Here is a 15,940-nt window from a genome sequence, read left to right as displayed (position 1 = left end):
GGAACGTCCCGCCGTAAGGACCAACTGGGGCTGGCGGTCCCCACGTTGCCCCCGCTAGGTTCACGTCACCGTTGTGAACCAAGGGGAGGGTGCATGCGCAAGTCGCTCAGGTTGCTGCTGTCGCTTTCGGTGCTCATAGGCACCGTGGGCCCGGCCGGCGTGGCCACCGCCGCGGACACGGACACCGGCAGCACGTCCGTCACCGGCTCGCAGAGCGGGGAGACCGCCGAGGACATCAAGGACCGCATCCTGGCGATCCCCGGGATGACCCTGATCGAGGAGAAGCCGTACGCCGGGTACCGCTTCTTCGTCCTGAACTACGAACAGCCGATCGATCACGCGCGCCCGTGGAAGGGCACGTTCCAGCAGCGGATCTCGGTCCTCCACAAGGACACGGACCGCCCCACCGTCTTCCGCACCAGTGGCTACGGGCTGAGCACCACGCCGAGCCGGTCCGAGCCGACCCGCATCGTCGACGGCAACCAGATCTCCATGGAGTACCGCTTCTTCACCCCGTCCCGGCCGCAGCCGGCCGACTGGTCGAAGCTCACCATCTGGCAGGCCGCCAGCGACCAGCACCGGATCTTCACCGCCCTGAAGAAGATCTACGGCAAGAAGTGGCTCTCCACCGGCGCCTCCAAGGGCGGCATGACCGCCACCTACTACGAGCGCTTCTACCCGCGCGACATGGACGGCGTCGTCGCCTACGTCGCCCCGAACGACGTGGTGGAGAAGGAGGACTCGGCCTACGACCGGTTCTTCGCGAACGTCGGCACCAAGGAGTGCCGCGACCGCCTGAACGCCCTGCAGCGCGAGGCCCTCGTCCGCCGCGCGCCGCTGCAGAAGAAGTACAAGGAGTGGGCCGCGACCGAGGGCGCCACCTTCAACACGGTCGGCACCCTCGACAAGGCGTACGAGGCCGTCGTCCTCGACTTCGTCTGGGGCTTCTGGCAGTACTACGGCGAGGACGTCTGCGACCAGATCCCGGACGCGAGGACCGCGAGCGACGACGCCGTCTACGACACGATCGACGCCTACTCCGGCTGGGCCGCCTACACCGACCAGGGGCTGGAGGGCTACACGCCGTACTACTACCAGGCGGCGACCCAGCTCGGCTCGCCCAGCATCCGGCAGCCGCACCTCGACGGCCTCAGCCGCTACGGCTACCAGCCGGCCCGCAACTTCGTGCCGCGCGAGATCCCCATGAAGTTCCAGCCGCAGGCCATGCGGGACGTCGACAACTGGGTCCGCAACAACGCGCACCAGATGCTGTTCGTCTACGGCGGCAACGACCCGTGGGGCTCCGAGCCGTTCCACCTCGGCAAGGGCGCGCGCGACAGCTACGTCTACACCGCGCCGGGCGCCAACCACGGCGCGAACGTGGCCGGGCTCGTCGACGCCGAGCGCGAGAACGCCACCGCCCGCATCCTGGCCTGGGCCGGCGTCCCCGCCCCGGCCGTCCGGGCGGCGCAGCCGCTGGCACGCTTCGACGCCCGCCTCGACAGGGCGGTCGACGAGGAGGCGACGCGGGAGCACGGCCTGAGGCCGTGATCCCCACCGGAACGGAGTGAGGGGGTGCGCCCGGACGGGCGCACCCCCTCCTCGTCCGTCAGCGGTACGAGAGGCCGTACCCGACCGGGTACAGCGTCCGCTCCGGATCGTCCGCGCTCCGCACCGGCACCGGCAGGCGGCCCCGGGGCTCCGCCCGCCCGGCCAGGACCCGCACGGCGGCCCGGAGCTCCACGTCGGTCCAGGAGTACGTGGCCAGGGTCGCCCGCTGGCCCGTCAGACGGGCGACGTCGTACGGGTTGCGGATCGCGATCGTCACCACGGGCACCCCGGTCGCCACCAGCCGCTCCACCAGGGTGCGCTGGGTGCCGGTCGCGGTGACGTTGTACGTGGCGACGACCACCACGTCCCGGCCGGCCGCCGCCGCCACCGCCTCCTCGATCCGCGCGGCCGTCGGCGCGGTCCCGGTGGAGAGCGCGGTCGCGGTGAACCCCAGTTCGCCCAGGGCCGTCGCCAGGGTGGTGGTGGGCGGCCCGGTGGTGCCGGAGGGCGAGGCCGGATCGGCGCCGACGACCAGGACCGAGCGGTGGCGGGAGGGCCGCAGGGGCAGGAAACCGCCCTCGTTGCGGAGCAGGGTCGTGGTCGCCTCGGCGATCCGGTCGGCCCGCGCCAGGTGGGAACGGGTGCCGACGGTCCGGTCGACGCCCTCCGGCGCCACGTACGCCTGCCGGAACAGGCCCCGCCTCGCCTTCAGGCGCAGGACGCGCAGGATCGATTCGTCGAGCCGGGCCTCCGTCAGCTCGCCGTCCCGCACGGCCTTCAGGACGGCGTTCCAGGCCACGTCCAGCCTCGGCGGGTTGAGGAGCTGGTCCACCCCGGCCTTCAGGGCGAGCACCGGGACCCGCTCGTCGCCGTACTTGGTGCGCACGCCCTCCATGCCGAGCGCGTCGGTCACCACCACGCCGTCGTAGCCCAGCCGTTCGCGCAGGATGCCGGTGAGAATGGGCCGGGACAGGGTCGCCGGGTCCCCGCTCGGGTCGAGCGCGGGGACCACGATGTGGGCGGTCATGATCGAGTCGATGCCGGCCGCGATCGCGGCCCGGAACGGCGGGGCGTCCAGCTCCTCCCACTGCTCCCGGGTGTGGGTGATGGTCGGCAGCCCGTAGTGGCTGTCCACGGCGGTGTCGCCGTGGCCCGGGAAGTGCTTGGCGGTGGCCGCGACCCCGGCGCCCTGGTACCCCCCGACCTGGGCGGCGACGAGACCGGCGACCGCGCCGGGTTCGGAGCCGAAGGAGCGGACGCCGATGACCGGGTTGGCCGGGTTGACGTTCACGTCGGCGTCCGGGGCGTAGTTCTGGCGGATGCCGAGGGCGGCGAGTTCGGCGCCCGCGATCCGGGCGGCCTCGCGGGCGTGGGCGCGCGAGCCGCCGGCGCCGAGGGCCATCGCGCCGGGCAGCAGGGTGGCCGGCTTGCCGACCCGGCAGACGATGCCGTGCTCCTGGTCGGTGGAGATGAGCACCGGGACGGGGCGGGGCCGGGCGAGGGCGGCCCGCTGGATGCCGTTGGAGAGGGCGGCGATCTGGTGCGGGTCGCGGGTGTTGTGGGCCCAGGCGAAGTAGATGATCCCGCCGACGTGGTAGCGCTCGACCAGCTCGGCGGCCGTACGGACCCCGAACTCGGCGAGGTTGGCGTCGGCGTCGGCCGGGTCGGGGTCGGTCGCGGAGTGTCCGTACACCCGCGTCACGAAGAGCTGGCCGACCTTCTCCTCCAGCGGCATGCGGTCGATGATCCGGCGGAGCCCGCGGTCGCTCGTCTCCCCGCGGGCCGCGCGGGCCGCGTGGGCCGCGGGGGCGGTGGCGCCGGTGACGGCGGCCGCGGCCGCCGCGGCGGTCACCGTGAGGAGGGTGCGTCGGGAGGGAGAGCAAGAAGGGGGAGGGGAAGGGGAGGGGGAGGGTGCGGTGGCGCGGTGGTGCACTGGTGCTCCTTCCGGCCGTGCGAGGTTGAAGGAAACTTCCAAGGAGTCACGGATAGCCCGAAAGTAACTGCCAGGTCAAGGATCCGCGCAGGAATCGCCCGCGCGCACCTCACCCGGCGTACGCCCGGCGCGGGGACCGGGGCCGTCCCGGGGGGGGGCGAGCCCGGCGGGCGTGCCGGGCCGCCCCGGAGACGGGTCCGGCGCACGGGCCGGGGCCGTCCGGGGGCCCCGGCAGGCCAATGCGGTTGTCTTTGAGTTGCGGGGGACCGTCACCTTGTCCGTGGCGGAGTAGGGCGCGGGTCGGCAGGTCGGACACGCTCCGTACCATCCCTGGGTGATCAACCCGTTCTTCCACACGCCCAGACGCCGTTTCGTCACCCTGGCCGCGCTGGCTGCCGTCGTCGCCTTCGGGTGGTACGCCGTTCAGCCGGTCTATCCACGATGCGCGACCTACGCAGTCGGCTCAGGGTCCCTCGTGTCCGCCGACACTTCGGCGGAAGGGAGGGAAGCCGTAGCCCGGCAGGCTTACGAGGACGCCTTGGCCGACGGCACATGCGGACCGTCCCACGCCCGATTCCGAGACTGGATCGGCTGACCCGAGCCCGCATCCCCGAAGCGCTGAGGCCCTTGGTTCCCTGGTGGGGGCCTCGGGCTGCAAGCCCGTCAGTGCTGGGAGGCAGACCGCTGTGCATGACTTCGGCGACTGCGCGGGATTACGCCTGGATACGCTCCTCCCGGATGTTCGGCGACGCGATGACGGGCGGATACGGCCTGGCCCTCGTCCACGGCACCACCCCCACCGACGTACTGCGTCTGATGGAGGCCGAGCCGAAGGGCACGGGTGAGGGACTGGACGCTCTGGCCGAGGAGCACCTGGAGCATCGCGCTGCGACGGATTACTGGGACGACTCCTTCGTCGCGGGCGCTTTCACCGTGCCGGGCACAGAGGGCGAGTGGACGCTCGTCTTCGACTTCAACGGGGGCGCAGGGATGTCACGGTTCATGCCGTCCCTGTCGCAGAACGGGCGCGCCGTGTCGCATTCCGCCAACGGGGGCGCGCCGGTCGACCTTTTCGACTGGTTTGAGGACGGTGAGCTGCGGACCGGCTTCGAACGGCCCACGAACAGGTATGGCAGCACCCCGGACGAGCTGGTCCCGATGATGCGTGAGATCGGCTTCGACCTGACCGAGGACGAGGACGACACGGGCCCGGGCACCGATACCAAGGCGGCGGTGCTTGCCCTCACCGAGCGTCTGACGGGCGTACGGCTCACAGAGGAACTTCTCAAAAATGCCGAGTACCACCTCGGACACGTTCCGGAGGCGCCCGCCGCGGAGTGGACCAAGGTGGTCGTCGACGTCACCGGCGCGGACGGGGAACGGTTCTGCGAAGAGGTCACCCGCGAGGAGGTGGAGGCCGCCACTGCCCTCGCCCGGGCCCGAGCCGAGGAACCGATCGTGATCCTCGGTCCCTCGTCACCCACTCCTTGGGCGGTGACGGGGCTCGGGTTCCCCTGAGCACCGGTCTTCCGGCCCGGCGGTTGCTCCTCGGCTTCGTGGTCCGGTTGTGGGCCCAGCGGCCGGGCTGGACCGTGTCTCGTCCGGCCCGGGTCCTCAGGACGGGCCGGCGGTTCGGCTTCTTGCGGCGCGGGCCGGGTTCACCCGGCGGCGGTGATCGCGGGCCACAGCTCCCGGAGCGTGCGGACCGTCTCCCGGATCGCCGGGCGCCGGGCCGCGCCCGTCCGCCACACCGCGTACAGCCGTCGCGTCGGCACCGGGTCGAGCCGCACCGGCACCACCTCCGGCGGCAGCGTCCCCCGGCCCAGGCGCGGCACCAGGGCGATGCCCAGACCGGCCGCCACCAGGGCCACCTGCGTGTGGTTCTCCTCCGCCCGGTGGACGATCAGCGGCTCGTACCCCGTCGCCCGCAGTGTCCGCACCAGCCAGTCGTGGCAGACCGTCCCCGGCGGCTGCGCGATCCACCGCTCCGCCGCCAGCTCCTCCCGGCGCACCGGCCCCCGCGCCGCCAGCGGGTGGTCCCGGTGGACGAGGAGGTCGCACAGGTCGTCCCCGATGACCGCCTGCTCGACCCCCGGGGGCGCCGGGAGCGGTGCGATGTCCCAGTCGTGCGCCACCGCCAGGTCGAGCACGCCCCGCGCCACCAGGTCGACCGAGAGGTGCGGCTCCACCTCCGAGAGGCGGGCGTCGAGCTCGGGGTGGAGCCGGGCCAGTTCCGCGAGTGCCCGGGGCATCAGGCCGCGCGCCGCGCTCGCGAAGCAGCCGATCGAGAGCCGTCCGGCGGGCCGGTCGCGCCGCTCTTCGAGCCGCACTTCGGCCTCCTCGACCAGCAGGAGCAACTCCCTTGCCGTGTCCGCGAGTTGGTTGGCCTCTTCGGTGAGGCGGACACCGCGTCCGCTGCGTTCGAGCAGGGTCGTACGGGTCTCCCGTTCCAGCTTCGCGATCTGCTGCGAGACGGCGGACGGGGTGTAGCCGAGGGCGGTCGCGGCGGCGCCGACGCTGCCGTGGACGGCGACGGCGTGCAGGGCGCGAAGGCGGCCGAGGTCCAGCACGGGCAACTCCCGGACGGAGGAGGTGGATGAAGGAGCGCTTCATTCCACCATGAAGGAACCCGTGCTGGTGCTACACGGTCGGCGGCGGCCATGCTCGACCGCATGCACCCCGCACCCACCGCTCCGGCCGGTTCCGGCCCGGACCGCTTCGCCCCCTCCCACGTCGTCCTCGCCGTCCTGGTCGCCGCCGTCTGGGGCGTCAACTTCGTCGTCATCGAGATCGGCCTCGACCACTTCCCGCCGCTGCTCTTCTCCGCCCTCCGCTTCCTCGCCGCCGCCCTGCCGGCGGTCTTCCTCGTCGGCCGCCCGAAGGTCGCCCCGAAGTGGATCGTGGGCGTCGGACTCGCCCTCGGCGTCGCCAAGTTCGGCCTGCTCTTCACCGGCATGGACCTCGGTGCCCCGGCCGGGCTCTCCTCCCTCGTCCTCCAGGTCCAGGCCGTCTTCACCGCCCTCTTCGCCTTCGCCGTCCTCGGTGAACGCCCGGGGCGGCTCCAGCTCGCCGGGATGGCGGTCGCCCTGGCCGGCATCGGCGTCGCCGCCGTCGACGAGGGGGCGGCGGCCTCCACGACCGGCTTCGCCCTGGTGATCGCCGCGGCGGCCTGCTGGGGCGTCTCCAACGTCCTGACCCGCAGGGCCGCCCCGCCCGACGCGCTCAACTTCATGGTCTGGGTCAGCACGGTGCCGGTCCTGCCGCTGCTGGCCCTCTCCCTTCTCCTGGAGGGACCCGAGCGGGACCTCGAAGCCCTGCGGAACCTGGACTGGGCCGGCGCGGGCGTCATCGTCTACGTCGCCTGGATCACGACCGTCTTCGGCTTCGGCGCCTGGGGCTGGCTCCTCCGCCGCCACCCGGCCTCCTCCGTCGCCCCCTTCTCCCTCCTCGTCCCCGTCTTCGGCATGTCCTCGGCGGCGCTGTTCCTGGGGGAGGGCATGAGCCCGCTCCGCTGGTGCGCGGCCGTCCTGCTCGTGGGAGGGGTGGCGCTGACGTCCGTACGGAGGAAGGCCGTTCGGGGACCGGGGGCTAAGGTGCTGGTGCCGATGCCGAACGGGGGAGCGACACCATGACCCATCCGCAGCCACCGCAGCCGTACGGGCAGCCGGGGCCCCACGGATCTCCGTACCCGCCGCAGCAGCCGTACGGGCAGCCGCCGCAGCCGTACGGGCAGCCGCCGCAGTCCTACGCCTACGCGCCGCCGGGACCTCACGTGCCACCGGGCCCCTACGCGCCGCCGGGACCTCACGGGCAGGGGTACCCGCCCCACGGCGCGGCCGCCCCGGGAGGGTGCGAGGTGTGCGGTGCGGGGCCCGCGGTGGCGGCGACCGTCCGCGCGCACCAGGGCATGATCATCATCATGCGCACGGTCACCCGGCGCGGCGTCTTCTGCCGCACCTGCGGCCTCGCCGTCTACCGGCGGATGACCTCGAACACCCTGGTGACCGGCTGGTGGGGCCTCCTGTCGTTCTTCTTCACGCCGTTCGTCGTCCTCGGGAACGTCTTCGGCGCCCGCGCCGCGTTCCGGCGCCTGCCCGAGCCGTACGGCGCCCTGCGGCCTCCCCTGGACCCGGGCCGGCGGGTGCTGCTCCGCGCGCCCGCCCTGCTGGTGCTCGTCCCGCTCACGCTCCTCGTGGCGGCCGTTCCGGTGCTCGCCCTCATCGGACTGCTCGCGGGCTCCGACGGCGACGGCGGCCGGCCGGGGCTCTCCGTCGGCGACTGCGTGGAGAACACGGTCGACTGGCCCGACCAGGCGCTCCGGAAGGTGGACTGCGGTTCGGCGTCCGCCGAGTACCGCGTCGAGGACGGGCCCTCCTGCGGACCGGGGGACTACCTCCTGCGCCCCGAGTACGTGACCGGCTCCCCGGGGAGGCCGGGCCACTGCGTCAAGCCCCTGTGACCGTGCCCCGCCGGGAGGGGCACCCCGCATGACCTTCGAGAACGTCACCGTCGACAGCGACGCGCCCGCCCCCGGCGCCGTCCTGCCGGTCCTCGCGGCGACGGGCCTGACCGGCGCGGCGAACGCTCCTCAGGGCGACGTGAAGCCGAACGGCCCTGTCGGCCCGTAGCGTTCGCGGACGCCCCGGACGCCCCGGACGCCTTGGGTCGCACCCACCGGCGGGTGCGACGCGCTCAGTCTCCGGAGCGGGGGAAGCCGTCGGTTCGCACGACGATCTCGCGCCCTTCGAGGGGCAGGACGAGGTCCTCGCCGAAGGGGATCGTCTCCCGCCCGGCGTAGACGCCGGTGCGGGCGGGCCTGCTGTGCACGGTGCAGACGTTCTCGGACGGGTCGATGATCACGTAGAGCGGGATCGCGCACTCCGCGTACATCCGGAGCTTCTTCTCGAAGTCGTTGTCTCGCGTACTGAGCGAGATGATCTCCAGCACGGCCTCCAGGCTGTGCCACTCGAAGCGGCCGCGCCTGTTCCGCTCGGAGCCCGGGGCGATGATGGCCAGGTCGGGAGCGTAGCCGTAAAGGCTCGACGGGAAATCGATCATGACGTCGGACAACACCTTGCCATGGCCCGCGAGCTGCTTCTTGATCTGTGGGGCAGCCTCGATGAGGACGTCGGACTGACTCTCGCCCTGGGGCGTCATGATGATCTTTCCGTCCGTGATCTCTACGCGGTAGCCCTTGGGCAGGGAGACGCCGTCCAAGACGTCCCAGGCGCTGGAAAGGTCCATCAGTATGGTCGTCATGCGATCCTCCATGTGGCGCTCGTCACCACGATAACGGCCACCTACTCCCGAGGCGCCCCCGTCGACCCCCGCACCACCAGCTCCCCCGGGACCGTCTCCTCGCCCCCGGCCGGAGGCTCCTCCGTGCCCACCGCCAGGCGGCCCGCGCGGGCCCCCGCCCCGTGCAGGGGCAGCCGTACGGTCGTCAGGGCCGGGACCGCGTCCACCGAGAACGGGAGGTCGTCGAAGCCCGCGACCGACACGTCGCCGGGGACGGACAGGCCCCGCTCCCGCAGGGCCGCGCAGACGCCGAGCGCCACCGTGTCGTTGGCCGCGACGACGGCCGTGAGGTGCGGGTCGCGGGCGAGGAGTTCGGCGACCGCCCCGTGGCCGGAGCGCCGGTCGTACGGCCCGTGGACCGTCGGTCCCTCGGCGACCCCGGCCGCCGCGAGCGCCTCCCGGTGGCCCTCCAGGCGGTGCCGGGTGGTGGTGCGGTCGGCCGGGCCCGCCACGTACCCGATCCGCCGGTGGCCGAGGCCGAGCAGGTGCCCGGTGAGCTGCCGCGCCCCGGCCCGGTTGCCGAAGACGAGCGCCGCCGCGCCGGTGTCGCCCGGTGCCGGGGGCCGCCCGCACAGCACGATCCGCGTCCCGGCCTCCGTCAGCTTCGCCAGTTTCCCGGCCGTCGCCGCGAGGTGGTCCGGGTCCTCCAGGGAGCCGCCCATGAGGATCACGGCCGCGGCCCGCTGCCGCTGGAGCAGGGTGAGATAGGTCAGTTCGCGCTCGGGGGAGCCGCCGGTGTTGCAGACGACGGCGAGCTTCCCGCCCCCGCCGCGCCCGGTGGCGCTCTCCCCGATCGCGCCCTGCGCCGCGCTCGCCATGATCCCGAAGAACGGGTCGGCGATGTCGTTGACGAGCACGCCGACCAGGTCGGAGGTGGCGGCGGCGAGGGAGCTCGCGGGGCCGTTGAGGACGTAGTCCAGTTCGTCCACGGCCCGCAGCACCCGTGCGCGGGTCGAGGCGGCGACCGGGTAGTTGCCGTTGAGGACGCGGGAGACGGTGGCGGGGGAGACCCGTGCTCGGGCGGCCACGTCCGCCAGGGTGACGGTCATCGTGTGCGTACCTCCGGGGCCCTTGTCGGCGGTGATGTCGGCAGGCTAGCGTCATCGCCGATGGAAAACGCTTTCTATCCGAGGATCGGAGGCGCGGAGCACCCCGGAGAGGAACGTTTCGTGACACGCAGGACAGTCCGCATCGCCATGAACGGCGTCACCGGACGGATGGGACACCGCCAGCACCTCGTCCGCTCGATCCTCGCCCTGCGCGAACAGGGCGGCCTCGACCTCGGCAACGGCGACACCCTCTGGCCCGAGCCCGTCCTCGTCGGCCGCCGGGAGCACGCCCTGCGCGCCCTCGCCGAACGCCACGGCCTCACCGAGTGGTCCACCGACCTCGACGCCGTCCTCGCGGACGACACGATCGACGTCTACTTCGACGCCCAGGTCACCTCCGCCCGCGTCGACGCGCTCACCCGGGCCATCGCCGCCGGCAAGCACGTCTACACCGAGAAGCCCACCGCCGCCGACCTCGCCGGCGCACTCGAACTCGCCCGCCTGGCACGGGAGAAGGGCATCAAGCACGGCGTCGTCCAGGACAAGCTCTTCCTCCCGGGCCTGCTCAAGCTCAAGCGCCTGATCGACGGCGGGTTCTTCGGCGAGATCCTGTCCGTGCGCGGCGAGTTCGGCTACTGGGTCTTCGAGGGCGACTGGCAGGACGCCCAGCGCCCCAGCTGGAACTACCGCGCCGAGGACGGCGGCGGCATCGTCGTCGACATGTTCCCGCACTGGGAGTACGTGCTCCACGAGCTCTTCGGCCGGGTCACCGCCGTCACCGCCCACGTCGCCACCCACGTCCCGCGCCGCTGGGACGAGCGCGGAAAGCCCTACGCGGCCACCGCCGACGACGCCGCGTACGGCATCTTCCAGCTGGAGGGCGGCGCCGTCGCCCAGATCAACTCCTCCTGGGCCGTCCGCGTCCACCGCGACGAACTGGTGGAGTTCCAGGTGGACGGTGTGCACGGCTCCGCCGTCGCCGGCCTGCGCGGCTGCCGCGTCCAGCACCGCTCGGCCACCCCGAAGCCCGTCTGGAATCCCGACGTCCCCGTCACCGAACCCTTCCGCGACCAGTGGCAGGAAGTCCCCGACAACGCCGTGTTCGACAACGGCTTCAAGGCCCAGTGGGAACTCTTCCTGCGCCACGTGGTGCTCGACGAGCCGTACCGCTGGGACCTCCTCGCCGGTGCCCGCGGCGTCCAGCTCGCCGAACTGGGCCTGCGCTCCGCCGCCGAGGGCCGCCGCCTGGACGTCCCCGAGGTGACCCTGTGATCCGGCTCCCCGGAACCGGCGGCGGCGTACGGGAGTACGCGCCCCGCGCCGAACCGCTCGCGTTCGCCCCGGCCGCCCCGCCCGCCTCCCGTACGGTCTTCTCCGCCGCGCACGTCGTCGCCGACCCGTACGCCGACACCACCCCCGACGGCCCCGCCGCCGTCGACTGGGACGCCACCCTCGCCTTCCGCCGCCACCTCTGGTCCCACGGCCTCGGGGTCGCGGAGGCCATGGACACCGCCCAGCGCGGCATGGGCCTCGACTGGACCGGGGCCGCCGAACTGATCCGCCGCAGCGCCGCGGAGGCCCGCGCCGCCGGCGGACGGATCGCCTGCGGCGTCGGCACCGACCAGATCACCGGCGGCACCCCGGCCGAGATCCGCGCCGCCTACGAGGAACAGCTCGCGGTGGCCGAGGAGGCGGGCGCCCAGGCCGTCCTCATGGCCTCCCGCGCCCTCGCGGCCACCGCGACCGGCCCCGACGACTACCTCGACGTCTACGGCCACCTCCTGCGCCAGGCGGGCGAGCCGGTGATCCTGCACTGGCTCGGCCCGATGTTCGACCCGGCCCTGGAGGGCTACTGGGGCTCGGCCGACCTGGACGAGGCCACGGAGACCTTCCTCGACGTGATCGCGGCCCACCCCGACAAGGTCGACGGCGTCAAGGTCTCCCTCCTCGACGCCCGGCGCGAGGTCGCGCTGCGCCGCCGCCTCCCGGAGGGCGTCCGCTGCTACACGGGCGACGACTTCCACTACCCGGAGCTGATCGAGGGCGACGACCGGGGCTTCAGCCACGCCCTGCTCGGCATCTTCGACCCCCTGGGCCCGCTGGCCGCGCAGGCGGTCCGCACCCTCGACACGGGCGACACGGCGGCCTTCCGGAAGCTCCTCGACCCCACGGTCGCGCTCTCCCGCCATCTCTTCCACCCGCCGACCCGCTTCTACAAGACGGGCGTCGTCCTCCTCGCCTGGCTCGCCGGCCACCAGGACCACTTCACGATGGTCGGCGGCCTGCAGTCCGCACGCTCCCTCCCGCACCTCGCGCGCGCGTACGAACTGGCCGACGGCCTCGGCCTGTTCCCCGACCCGTCCCTGGCGGAGTCCCGCATGAGGTCCCTCCTCACGGTCCACGGAGTCCCGCAGTGAACCTCGACCGGCTCAGCGTCAACCAGATGACGGTCAAGCAGCTCTCCCTGCCCGAACTGGTCGCGCAGTGCGTCCGGCTCGGCGTCCCGGGCGTCGGCCTCTGGCGCGAACCCGTCCGGGAGTACGGCGTGGAGGCGGCGGCCCGCCTCGTGCGGGAGGCGGGCCTGGAGGTCACCACCCTCTGCCGGGGCGGCTTCTTCACCTCGGACGGCTGGGAGGCGGCCAACCGCGCGGCGGTCGACGAGGCCGTGGCGCTCGGCACCGGCACCCTGGTCCTGGTCTCCGGCGGTCTGACCCCCGCCTTCCCGGACCTCCCCTCCGCCCGCGCCCGCATCGCCGACGCGATCGGCGCGCTCGCCCCGTACGCGGCGGAACGGGGCGTGCGCCTCGCCGTCGAGCCGCTGCACCCGATGTACGCCTCCGACCGCTGCGCCGTCTCCACCCTCGACCAGGCCCTGGACATCGCGGAACGGTTCCCCGCCGACCGGGTGGGCGTGGTGGTCGACACGTACCACCTCTGGTGGGACGACCGGGCCCCGGCGGCGGTGGAACGGGCGGGCGCGGCGGGCCGCCTGCACGCCTTCCAGCTCGCGGACTGGACGACCCCGCTGCCCGCCGGGGTCCTCAACGGCCGGGGCCGGCTGGGCACGGGCGCCATCGACCTCCGGGCCTGGGCCGGCCTGATGGAGCGGGCCGGGTACACGGGCCCGGTGGAGGTCGAACTCTTCAACGACGACCTGTGGGCCCGCGACGGGGTGGAGGTCCTGGAGGAGACGCTGGAGGACTTCCTGGCGGTCTGAGGCCCCCGCCCCGGGACCCGGCGGGGACCCCGCCGCCGGTCATCCCTTCGTCCCGCCGCCCAGCAGGCCGCCGAGGCCGCCCGTCGCGCCGCGCTTCCCCGCGCGCCGGGTGAGGACCGCCAGGACGGCCGGGACGAGGAGTTCGACCGCGCGGTGCGCCGTGGCCGGCGGGATGCCGGTGCGTTTCGCGACGGCGTTCGCCGCAGGCTTCGCCAGCCTGGTGAGCACCCCGGCCATCAGGCCGCCGCTCATCAGCCCGCCGAGCGCGGCGACGCCCCGCAGGGGCGGCTCGGGCGAGGCCACCTCGTCCACGGCGGCGCGCACCTCGTCCGCGCTGCCGGGCTCGGCCGCGGCCCGCCGCAGTTCGCCGGACAGCTCCGCGACCGAGCCGCCCACGATTTCCTGCGCCCCGGCGGCGTCCGTACCGAGCAGCCCGGCGATCTCGTGGAGCCGGTCGGGGCCGAGTTCGTTCAGGACGTCGTCCCGGAAGGAAGGTTCGCTCATGCCGGAAACGCTACGTTCGGCACCTCCGGCCGGCATCCGGAGCCGGTGTCCCCCGCCGCCGCCCGCACTGTCCGTCCCCTTCGCTACGGTCGTCGCATGTCCAACAAAGGGGCCGACGAAGGCCGCGGTCCGGCAGTGGTCGAAGGGGTCCTGGAGCGGATCACCTACGCCAACGAGGAGACGGGGTACACGGTCGCCCGGGTCGACACCGGGCGCGGCGCCGGGGACCTCCTCACGGTCGTCGGCGCGCTGCTCGGCGCCCAGCCGGGGGAGTCGCTGCGGATGGAGGGCCGCTGGGGCTCCCACCCGCAGTACGGCAGGCAGTTCACCGTCGAGAACTACACGACCGTCCTGCCCGCCACCGTCCAGGGCATCCGCCGCTACCTCGGCTCCGGCCTGGTCAAGGGCATCGGCCCCGTCTTCGCCGACCGCATCACCCGGCACTTCGGGCTCGACACCCTCGACATCCTCGAAGAGGCCCCGGGCCGGCTGATCGAGGTCCCGGGGCTCGGGCCCAAGCGGACCAGGAACATCACCGCCGCCTGGGAGGAGCAGAAGGCGATCAAGGAGGTGATGGTCTTCCTCCAGGAGGTCGGCGTCTCCACCTCGGTCGCGGTGCGGATCTACAAGCAGTACGGGGACGCCTCGATCTCCGTCGTGAGGAACCGGCCGTACCGGCTCGCCGCCGACGTGTGGGGCATCGGCTTCCTCACCGCCGACCGGATCGCGCAGGCCGTCGGCATCCCGCACGACAGTCCCGACCGGGTGAAGGCCGGCCTCCAGTACGCCCTGTCGCAGTCCGGCGACCAGGGGCACTGCTTCCTGCCCGAGGAGCGGCTGATCGCCGACTCGGTGAAGCTCCTCCAGGTGGACACCGGCCTTGTCATCGAGTGCCTGGGCGAGCTGGCCGAGGACCCCGAGGGGGTCGTGCGGGAGACCGTGCCCGGCCCCGAGGGGACGCCCGTCACCGCCGTGTACCTGATCCCCTTCCACCGGGCCGAGCTGTCCCTCGCCGGGCAGCTCCGGCGGCTGCTGCGGGCCGAGGAGGACCGGATGCCCGCCTTCCGGGACGTGCCCTGGGACAAGGCCCTGGCCTGGCTCGCGACCCGTACCGGGGCCTCGCTCGCGCCCGAGCAGGAGGAGGCCGTACGGCTCGCCCTGACCCGCAAGGTCGCGGTCCTGACCGGCGGCCCCGGCTGCGGCAAGTCCTTCACGGTCCGCTCCATCGTGGAGCTGGCCCGTGCCAAGAAGGCCAAGGTGGTGCTCGCCGCCCCCACCGGGCGGGCCGCCAAGCGGCTCGCGGAGCTGACCGGCGCCGAGGCGTCCACCGTCCACCGGCTCCTGGAGCTCAAGCCCGGCGGGGACGCCGCCTACGACCGGGACCGGCCCCTGGACGCGGACCTGGTCGTCGTGGACGAGGCGTCCATGCTCGACCTGCTCCTGGCGAACAAGCTGGTCAAGGCGGTGGCTCCGGGCGCCCACCTGCTGCTCGTGGGGGACGTGGACCAGCTTCCCTCGGTCGGCGCGGGCGAGGTCCTGGGCGACCTGCTCGCTCCCGGCAGCCCCGTGCCGGCCGTCCGGCTGACCCGGATCTTCCGGCAGGCCCAGCAGTCCGGCGTGGTCACCAACGCGCACCGGATCAACGCCGGCACGCCCCCGCGCACCGAGGGCCTGCCCGACTTCTTCCTCTTCGCGGAGGAGGAGACCGAGGACGCGGCCCGGGTGGCCGTGGAGGTCGCGGCCCGCCGCATCCCGGCCAGGTTCGGCCTCGACCCCCGCCGGGACGTGCAGGTCCTCGCCCCCATGCACCGGGGCCCGGCGGGCGCGGGCGCGCTCAACGGCCTCCTCCAGCAGGCCATCACCCCGGCCCGCCCCGACCTCCCGGAGAAGCGGTTCGGCGGCCGTGTCTTCCGCGTCGGCGACAAGGTCACCCAGATCAGGAACAACTACGACAAGGGGGAGAACGGGGTCTTCAACGGCACCGTCGGCGTCGTCACCGCCCTGGACCTCGTCGAGCAGCGCCTGACCGTGCGGACGGACGAGGACGAGGAGGTGCCGTACGACTTCGACGAGCTGGACGAGCTGGCCCACGCGTACGCGGTCACCATCCACCGCTCGCAGGGCAGCGAGTACCCGGCGGTGGTCATCCCGGTCACCACGAGCGCCTGGATGATGCTCCAGCGGAACCTGCTCTACACGGCCGTCACCCGGGCCCGGAAGCTGGTCGTCCTCGTCGGGTCCCGCCGGGCGATCGCCCAGGCGGTGCGGACGGTCTCGGCGGGCCGCCGCTTTACCGCACTCGCCCACCGGCTCACAGGACCCGCCCTCGTGTGAAAGATCACGGAGGGGTACCGGAACCGGGGCGAACGGGGCAGGATATGAAGGTTG

General features: G+C 73.4%; 15 protein-coding genes. 10 read left to right on the top strand and 5 right to left on the bottom strand.

Going from position 1 to position 15,940, the window contains the following annotated elements:
- Positions 1 to 93 precede the first annotated feature (93 nt).
- A complete protein-coding gene (locus ACZ6AQ_RS12370) occupies positions 94 to 1,551 on the top strand; it encodes an aminopeptidase (protein ID WP_468759560.1) in 1,458 nt (485 codons plus the stop codon).
- Between the two features lie 58 nt (positions 1,552 to 1,609).
- Here the strand turns inward: ACZ6AQ_RS12370 and ACZ6AQ_RS12365 are convergent, their stop codons facing one another.
- Complete coding sequence (locus tag ACZ6AQ_RS12365; protein WP_468759558.1) at positions 1,610 to 3,484, bottom strand: glycoside hydrolase family 3 protein; 1,875 nt, start codon at positions 3,482 to 3,484, stop codon at positions 1,610 to 1,612.
- A gap of 334 nt (positions 3,485 to 3,818) precedes the next feature.
- Here ACZ6AQ_RS12365 and ACZ6AQ_RS12360 point away from each other — a divergent pair, with 334 nt between their 5' ends.
- Both ACZ6AQ_RS12360 and ACZ6AQ_RS12355 read left to right on the top strand, forming a co-directional pair.
- Positions 3,819 to 4,079 carry a hypothetical protein gene (locus tag ACZ6AQ_RS12360; protein WP_468759556.1) on the top strand — a complete coding sequence of 87 codons (261 nt, stop codon included), beginning with the start codon at positions 3,819 to 3,821 and terminating at the stop codon, positions 4,077 to 4,079.
- A gap of 95 nt (positions 4,080 to 4,174) precedes the next feature.
- Positions 4,175 to 5,002 (top strand): DUF6461 domain-containing protein, encoded by an 828-nt coding sequence (locus tag ACZ6AQ_RS12355; protein ID WP_468759555.1) that lies wholly within the window; start codon positions 4,175 to 4,177, stop codon positions 5,000 to 5,002.
- A gap of 140 nt (positions 5,003 to 5,142) precedes the next feature.
- Here the strand turns inward: ACZ6AQ_RS12355 and ACZ6AQ_RS12350 are convergent, their stop codons facing one another.
- Positions 5,143 to 6,054 carry a LysR family transcriptional regulator gene (locus ACZ6AQ_RS12350; RefSeq protein WP_468759553.1) on the bottom strand — a complete coding sequence of 304 codons (912 nt, stop codon included), beginning with the start codon at positions 6,052 to 6,054 and terminating at the stop codon, positions 5,143 to 5,145.
- Positions 6,055 to 6,156: 102 nt separating this feature from the next.
- On the opposite strand from ACZ6AQ_RS12350, the gene ACZ6AQ_RS12345 reads away from it, so the two are divergent.
- The 3 genes from ACZ6AQ_RS12345 to ACZ6AQ_RS12335 are packed head-to-tail and all read left to right on the top strand — an operon-like array spanning position 6,157 to position 8,112.
- A complete protein-coding gene (locus ACZ6AQ_RS12345; protein WP_468759551.1) occupies positions 6,157 to 7,116 on the top strand; it encodes an EamA family transporter in 960 nt (319 codons plus the stop codon).
- Positions 7,113 to 7,943 carry an LppU/SCO3897 family protein gene (locus tag ACZ6AQ_RS12340; protein WP_468759549.1) on the top strand — a complete coding sequence of 277 codons (831 nt, stop codon included), beginning with the start codon at positions 7,113 to 7,115 and terminating at the stop codon, positions 7,941 to 7,943. Before ACZ6AQ_RS12345 ends, ACZ6AQ_RS12340 begins: the two co-directional genes overlap by 4 nt.
- 28 nt (positions 7,944 to 7,971) lie before the next feature.
- Entirely contained in the window at positions 7,972 to 8,112 is a 141-nt protein-coding gene (locus ACZ6AQ_RS12335; protein ID WP_468759547.1) for a hypothetical protein, read from the top strand.
- A 64-nt stretch (positions 8,113 to 8,176) separates the two neighbouring features.
- Here the strand turns inward: ACZ6AQ_RS12335 and ACZ6AQ_RS12330 are convergent, their stop codons facing one another.
- The gene (locus tag ACZ6AQ_RS12330) at positions 8,177 to 8,743 is read right to left on the bottom strand and encodes a Uma2 family endonuclease (protein ID WP_468759545.1); all 567 of its coding nucleotides are present in this window, start codon (positions 8,741 to 8,743) and stop codon (positions 8,177 to 8,179) included.
- A 41-nt stretch (positions 8,744 to 8,784) separates the two neighbouring features.
- Entirely contained in the window at positions 8,785 to 9,831 is a 1,047-nt protein-coding gene (locus tag ACZ6AQ_RS12325; RefSeq protein ID WP_468759543.1) for a LacI family DNA-binding transcriptional regulator, read from the bottom strand.
- A gap of 120 nt (positions 9,832 to 9,951) precedes the next feature.
- Here ACZ6AQ_RS12325 and ACZ6AQ_RS12320 point away from each other — a divergent pair, with 120 nt between their 5' ends.
- Genes ACZ6AQ_RS12320 through ACZ6AQ_RS12310 form a run of 3 tightly spaced genes read left to right on the top strand, consistent with a single transcriptional unit; the run spans position 9,952 to position 13,048 of the window.
- The gene (locus ACZ6AQ_RS12320) at positions 9,952 to 11,103 is read left to right on the top strand and encodes a Gfo/Idh/MocA family protein (RefSeq protein WP_468759541.1); all 1,152 of its coding nucleotides are present in this window, start codon (positions 9,952 to 9,954) and stop codon (positions 11,101 to 11,103) included.
- Positions 11,100 to 12,248 (top strand): dihydrodipicolinate synthase family protein, encoded by a 1,149-nt coding sequence (locus ACZ6AQ_RS12315; protein ID WP_468759539.1) that lies wholly within the window; start codon positions 11,100 to 11,102, stop codon positions 12,246 to 12,248. The genes ACZ6AQ_RS12320 and ACZ6AQ_RS12315 overlap by 4 nt, the downstream gene beginning before the upstream one ends.
- A gap of 26 nt (positions 12,249 to 12,274) precedes the next feature.
- Positions 12,275 to 13,048 (top strand): sugar phosphate isomerase/epimerase family protein, encoded by a 774-nt coding sequence (locus ACZ6AQ_RS12310; protein WP_468759818.1) that lies wholly within the window; start codon positions 12,275 to 12,277, stop codon positions 13,046 to 13,048.
- Positions 13,049 to 13,087: 39 nt separating this feature from the next.
- Here the strand turns inward: ACZ6AQ_RS12310 and ACZ6AQ_RS12305 are convergent, their stop codons facing one another.
- Complete coding sequence (locus tag ACZ6AQ_RS12305) at positions 13,088 to 13,552, bottom strand: DUF937 domain-containing protein (RefSeq protein ID WP_468759538.1); 465 nt, start codon at positions 13,550 to 13,552, stop codon at positions 13,088 to 13,090.
- 96 nt (positions 13,553 to 13,648) lie between these two features.
- On the opposite strand from ACZ6AQ_RS12305, the gene recD2 reads away from it, so the two are divergent.
- On the top strand, positions 13,649 to 15,886 hold the full coding sequence (gene recD2, locus ACZ6AQ_RS12300) for an SF1B family DNA helicase RecD2 (protein WP_468759536.1): 2,238 nt from the start codon (positions 13,649 to 13,651) through the stop codon (positions 15,884 to 15,886).
- Positions 15,887 to 15,940: the final 54 nt, after the last annotated feature.

This window comes from Streptomyces sp. NPDC041191, from assembly GCF_055591945.1.
Note: the sequence above shows the minus strand (reverse complement) of the source record. Positions and strands in the feature narration are given on the sequence as shown.

Bases quoted from the DNA above. Each gene is read 5' to 3' on its own strand.
- ACZ6AQ_RS12370 (WP_468759560.1), top strand. From the start codon at position 94: ATGCGCAAGTCGCTCAGGTTGCTGCTGTCGCTTTCGGTGCTCATAGGC.
- ACZ6AQ_RS12330 (WP_468759545.1), bottom strand. From the start codon at position 8,743: ATGACGACCATACTGATGGACCTTTCCAGCGCCTGGGACGTCTTGGAC.
- ACZ6AQ_RS12305 (WP_468759538.1), bottom strand. From the start codon at position 13,552: ATGAGCGAACCTTCCTTCCGGGACGACGTCCTGAACGAACTCGGCCCC.
- ACZ6AQ_RS12335 (WP_468759547.1), top strand. From the start codon at position 7,972: ATGACCTTCGAGAACGTCACCGTCGACAGCGACGCGCCCGCCCCCGGC.
- ACZ6AQ_RS12355 (WP_468759555.1), top strand. From the start codon at position 4,175: ATGACTTCGGCGACTGCGCGGGATTACGCCTGGATACGCTCCTCCCGG.
- recD2 (WP_468759536.1), top strand. From the start codon at position 13,649: ATGTCCAACAAAGGGGCCGACGAAGGCCGCGGTCCGGCAGTGGTCGAA.
- ACZ6AQ_RS12345 (WP_468759551.1), top strand. From the start codon at position 6,157: ATGCACCCCGCACCCACCGCTCCGGCCGGTTCCGGCCCGGACCGCTTC.
- ACZ6AQ_RS12310 (WP_468759818.1), top strand. From the start codon at position 12,275: ATGACGGTCAAGCAGCTCTCCCTGCCCGAACTGGTCGCGCAGTGCGTC.
- ACZ6AQ_RS12325 (WP_468759543.1), bottom strand. From the start codon at position 9,831: ATGACCGTCACCCTGGCGGACGTGGCCGCCCGAGCACGGGTCTCCCCC.
- ACZ6AQ_RS12340 (WP_468759549.1), top strand. From the start codon at position 7,113: ATGACCCATCCGCAGCCACCGCAGCCGTACGGGCAGCCGGGGCCCCAC.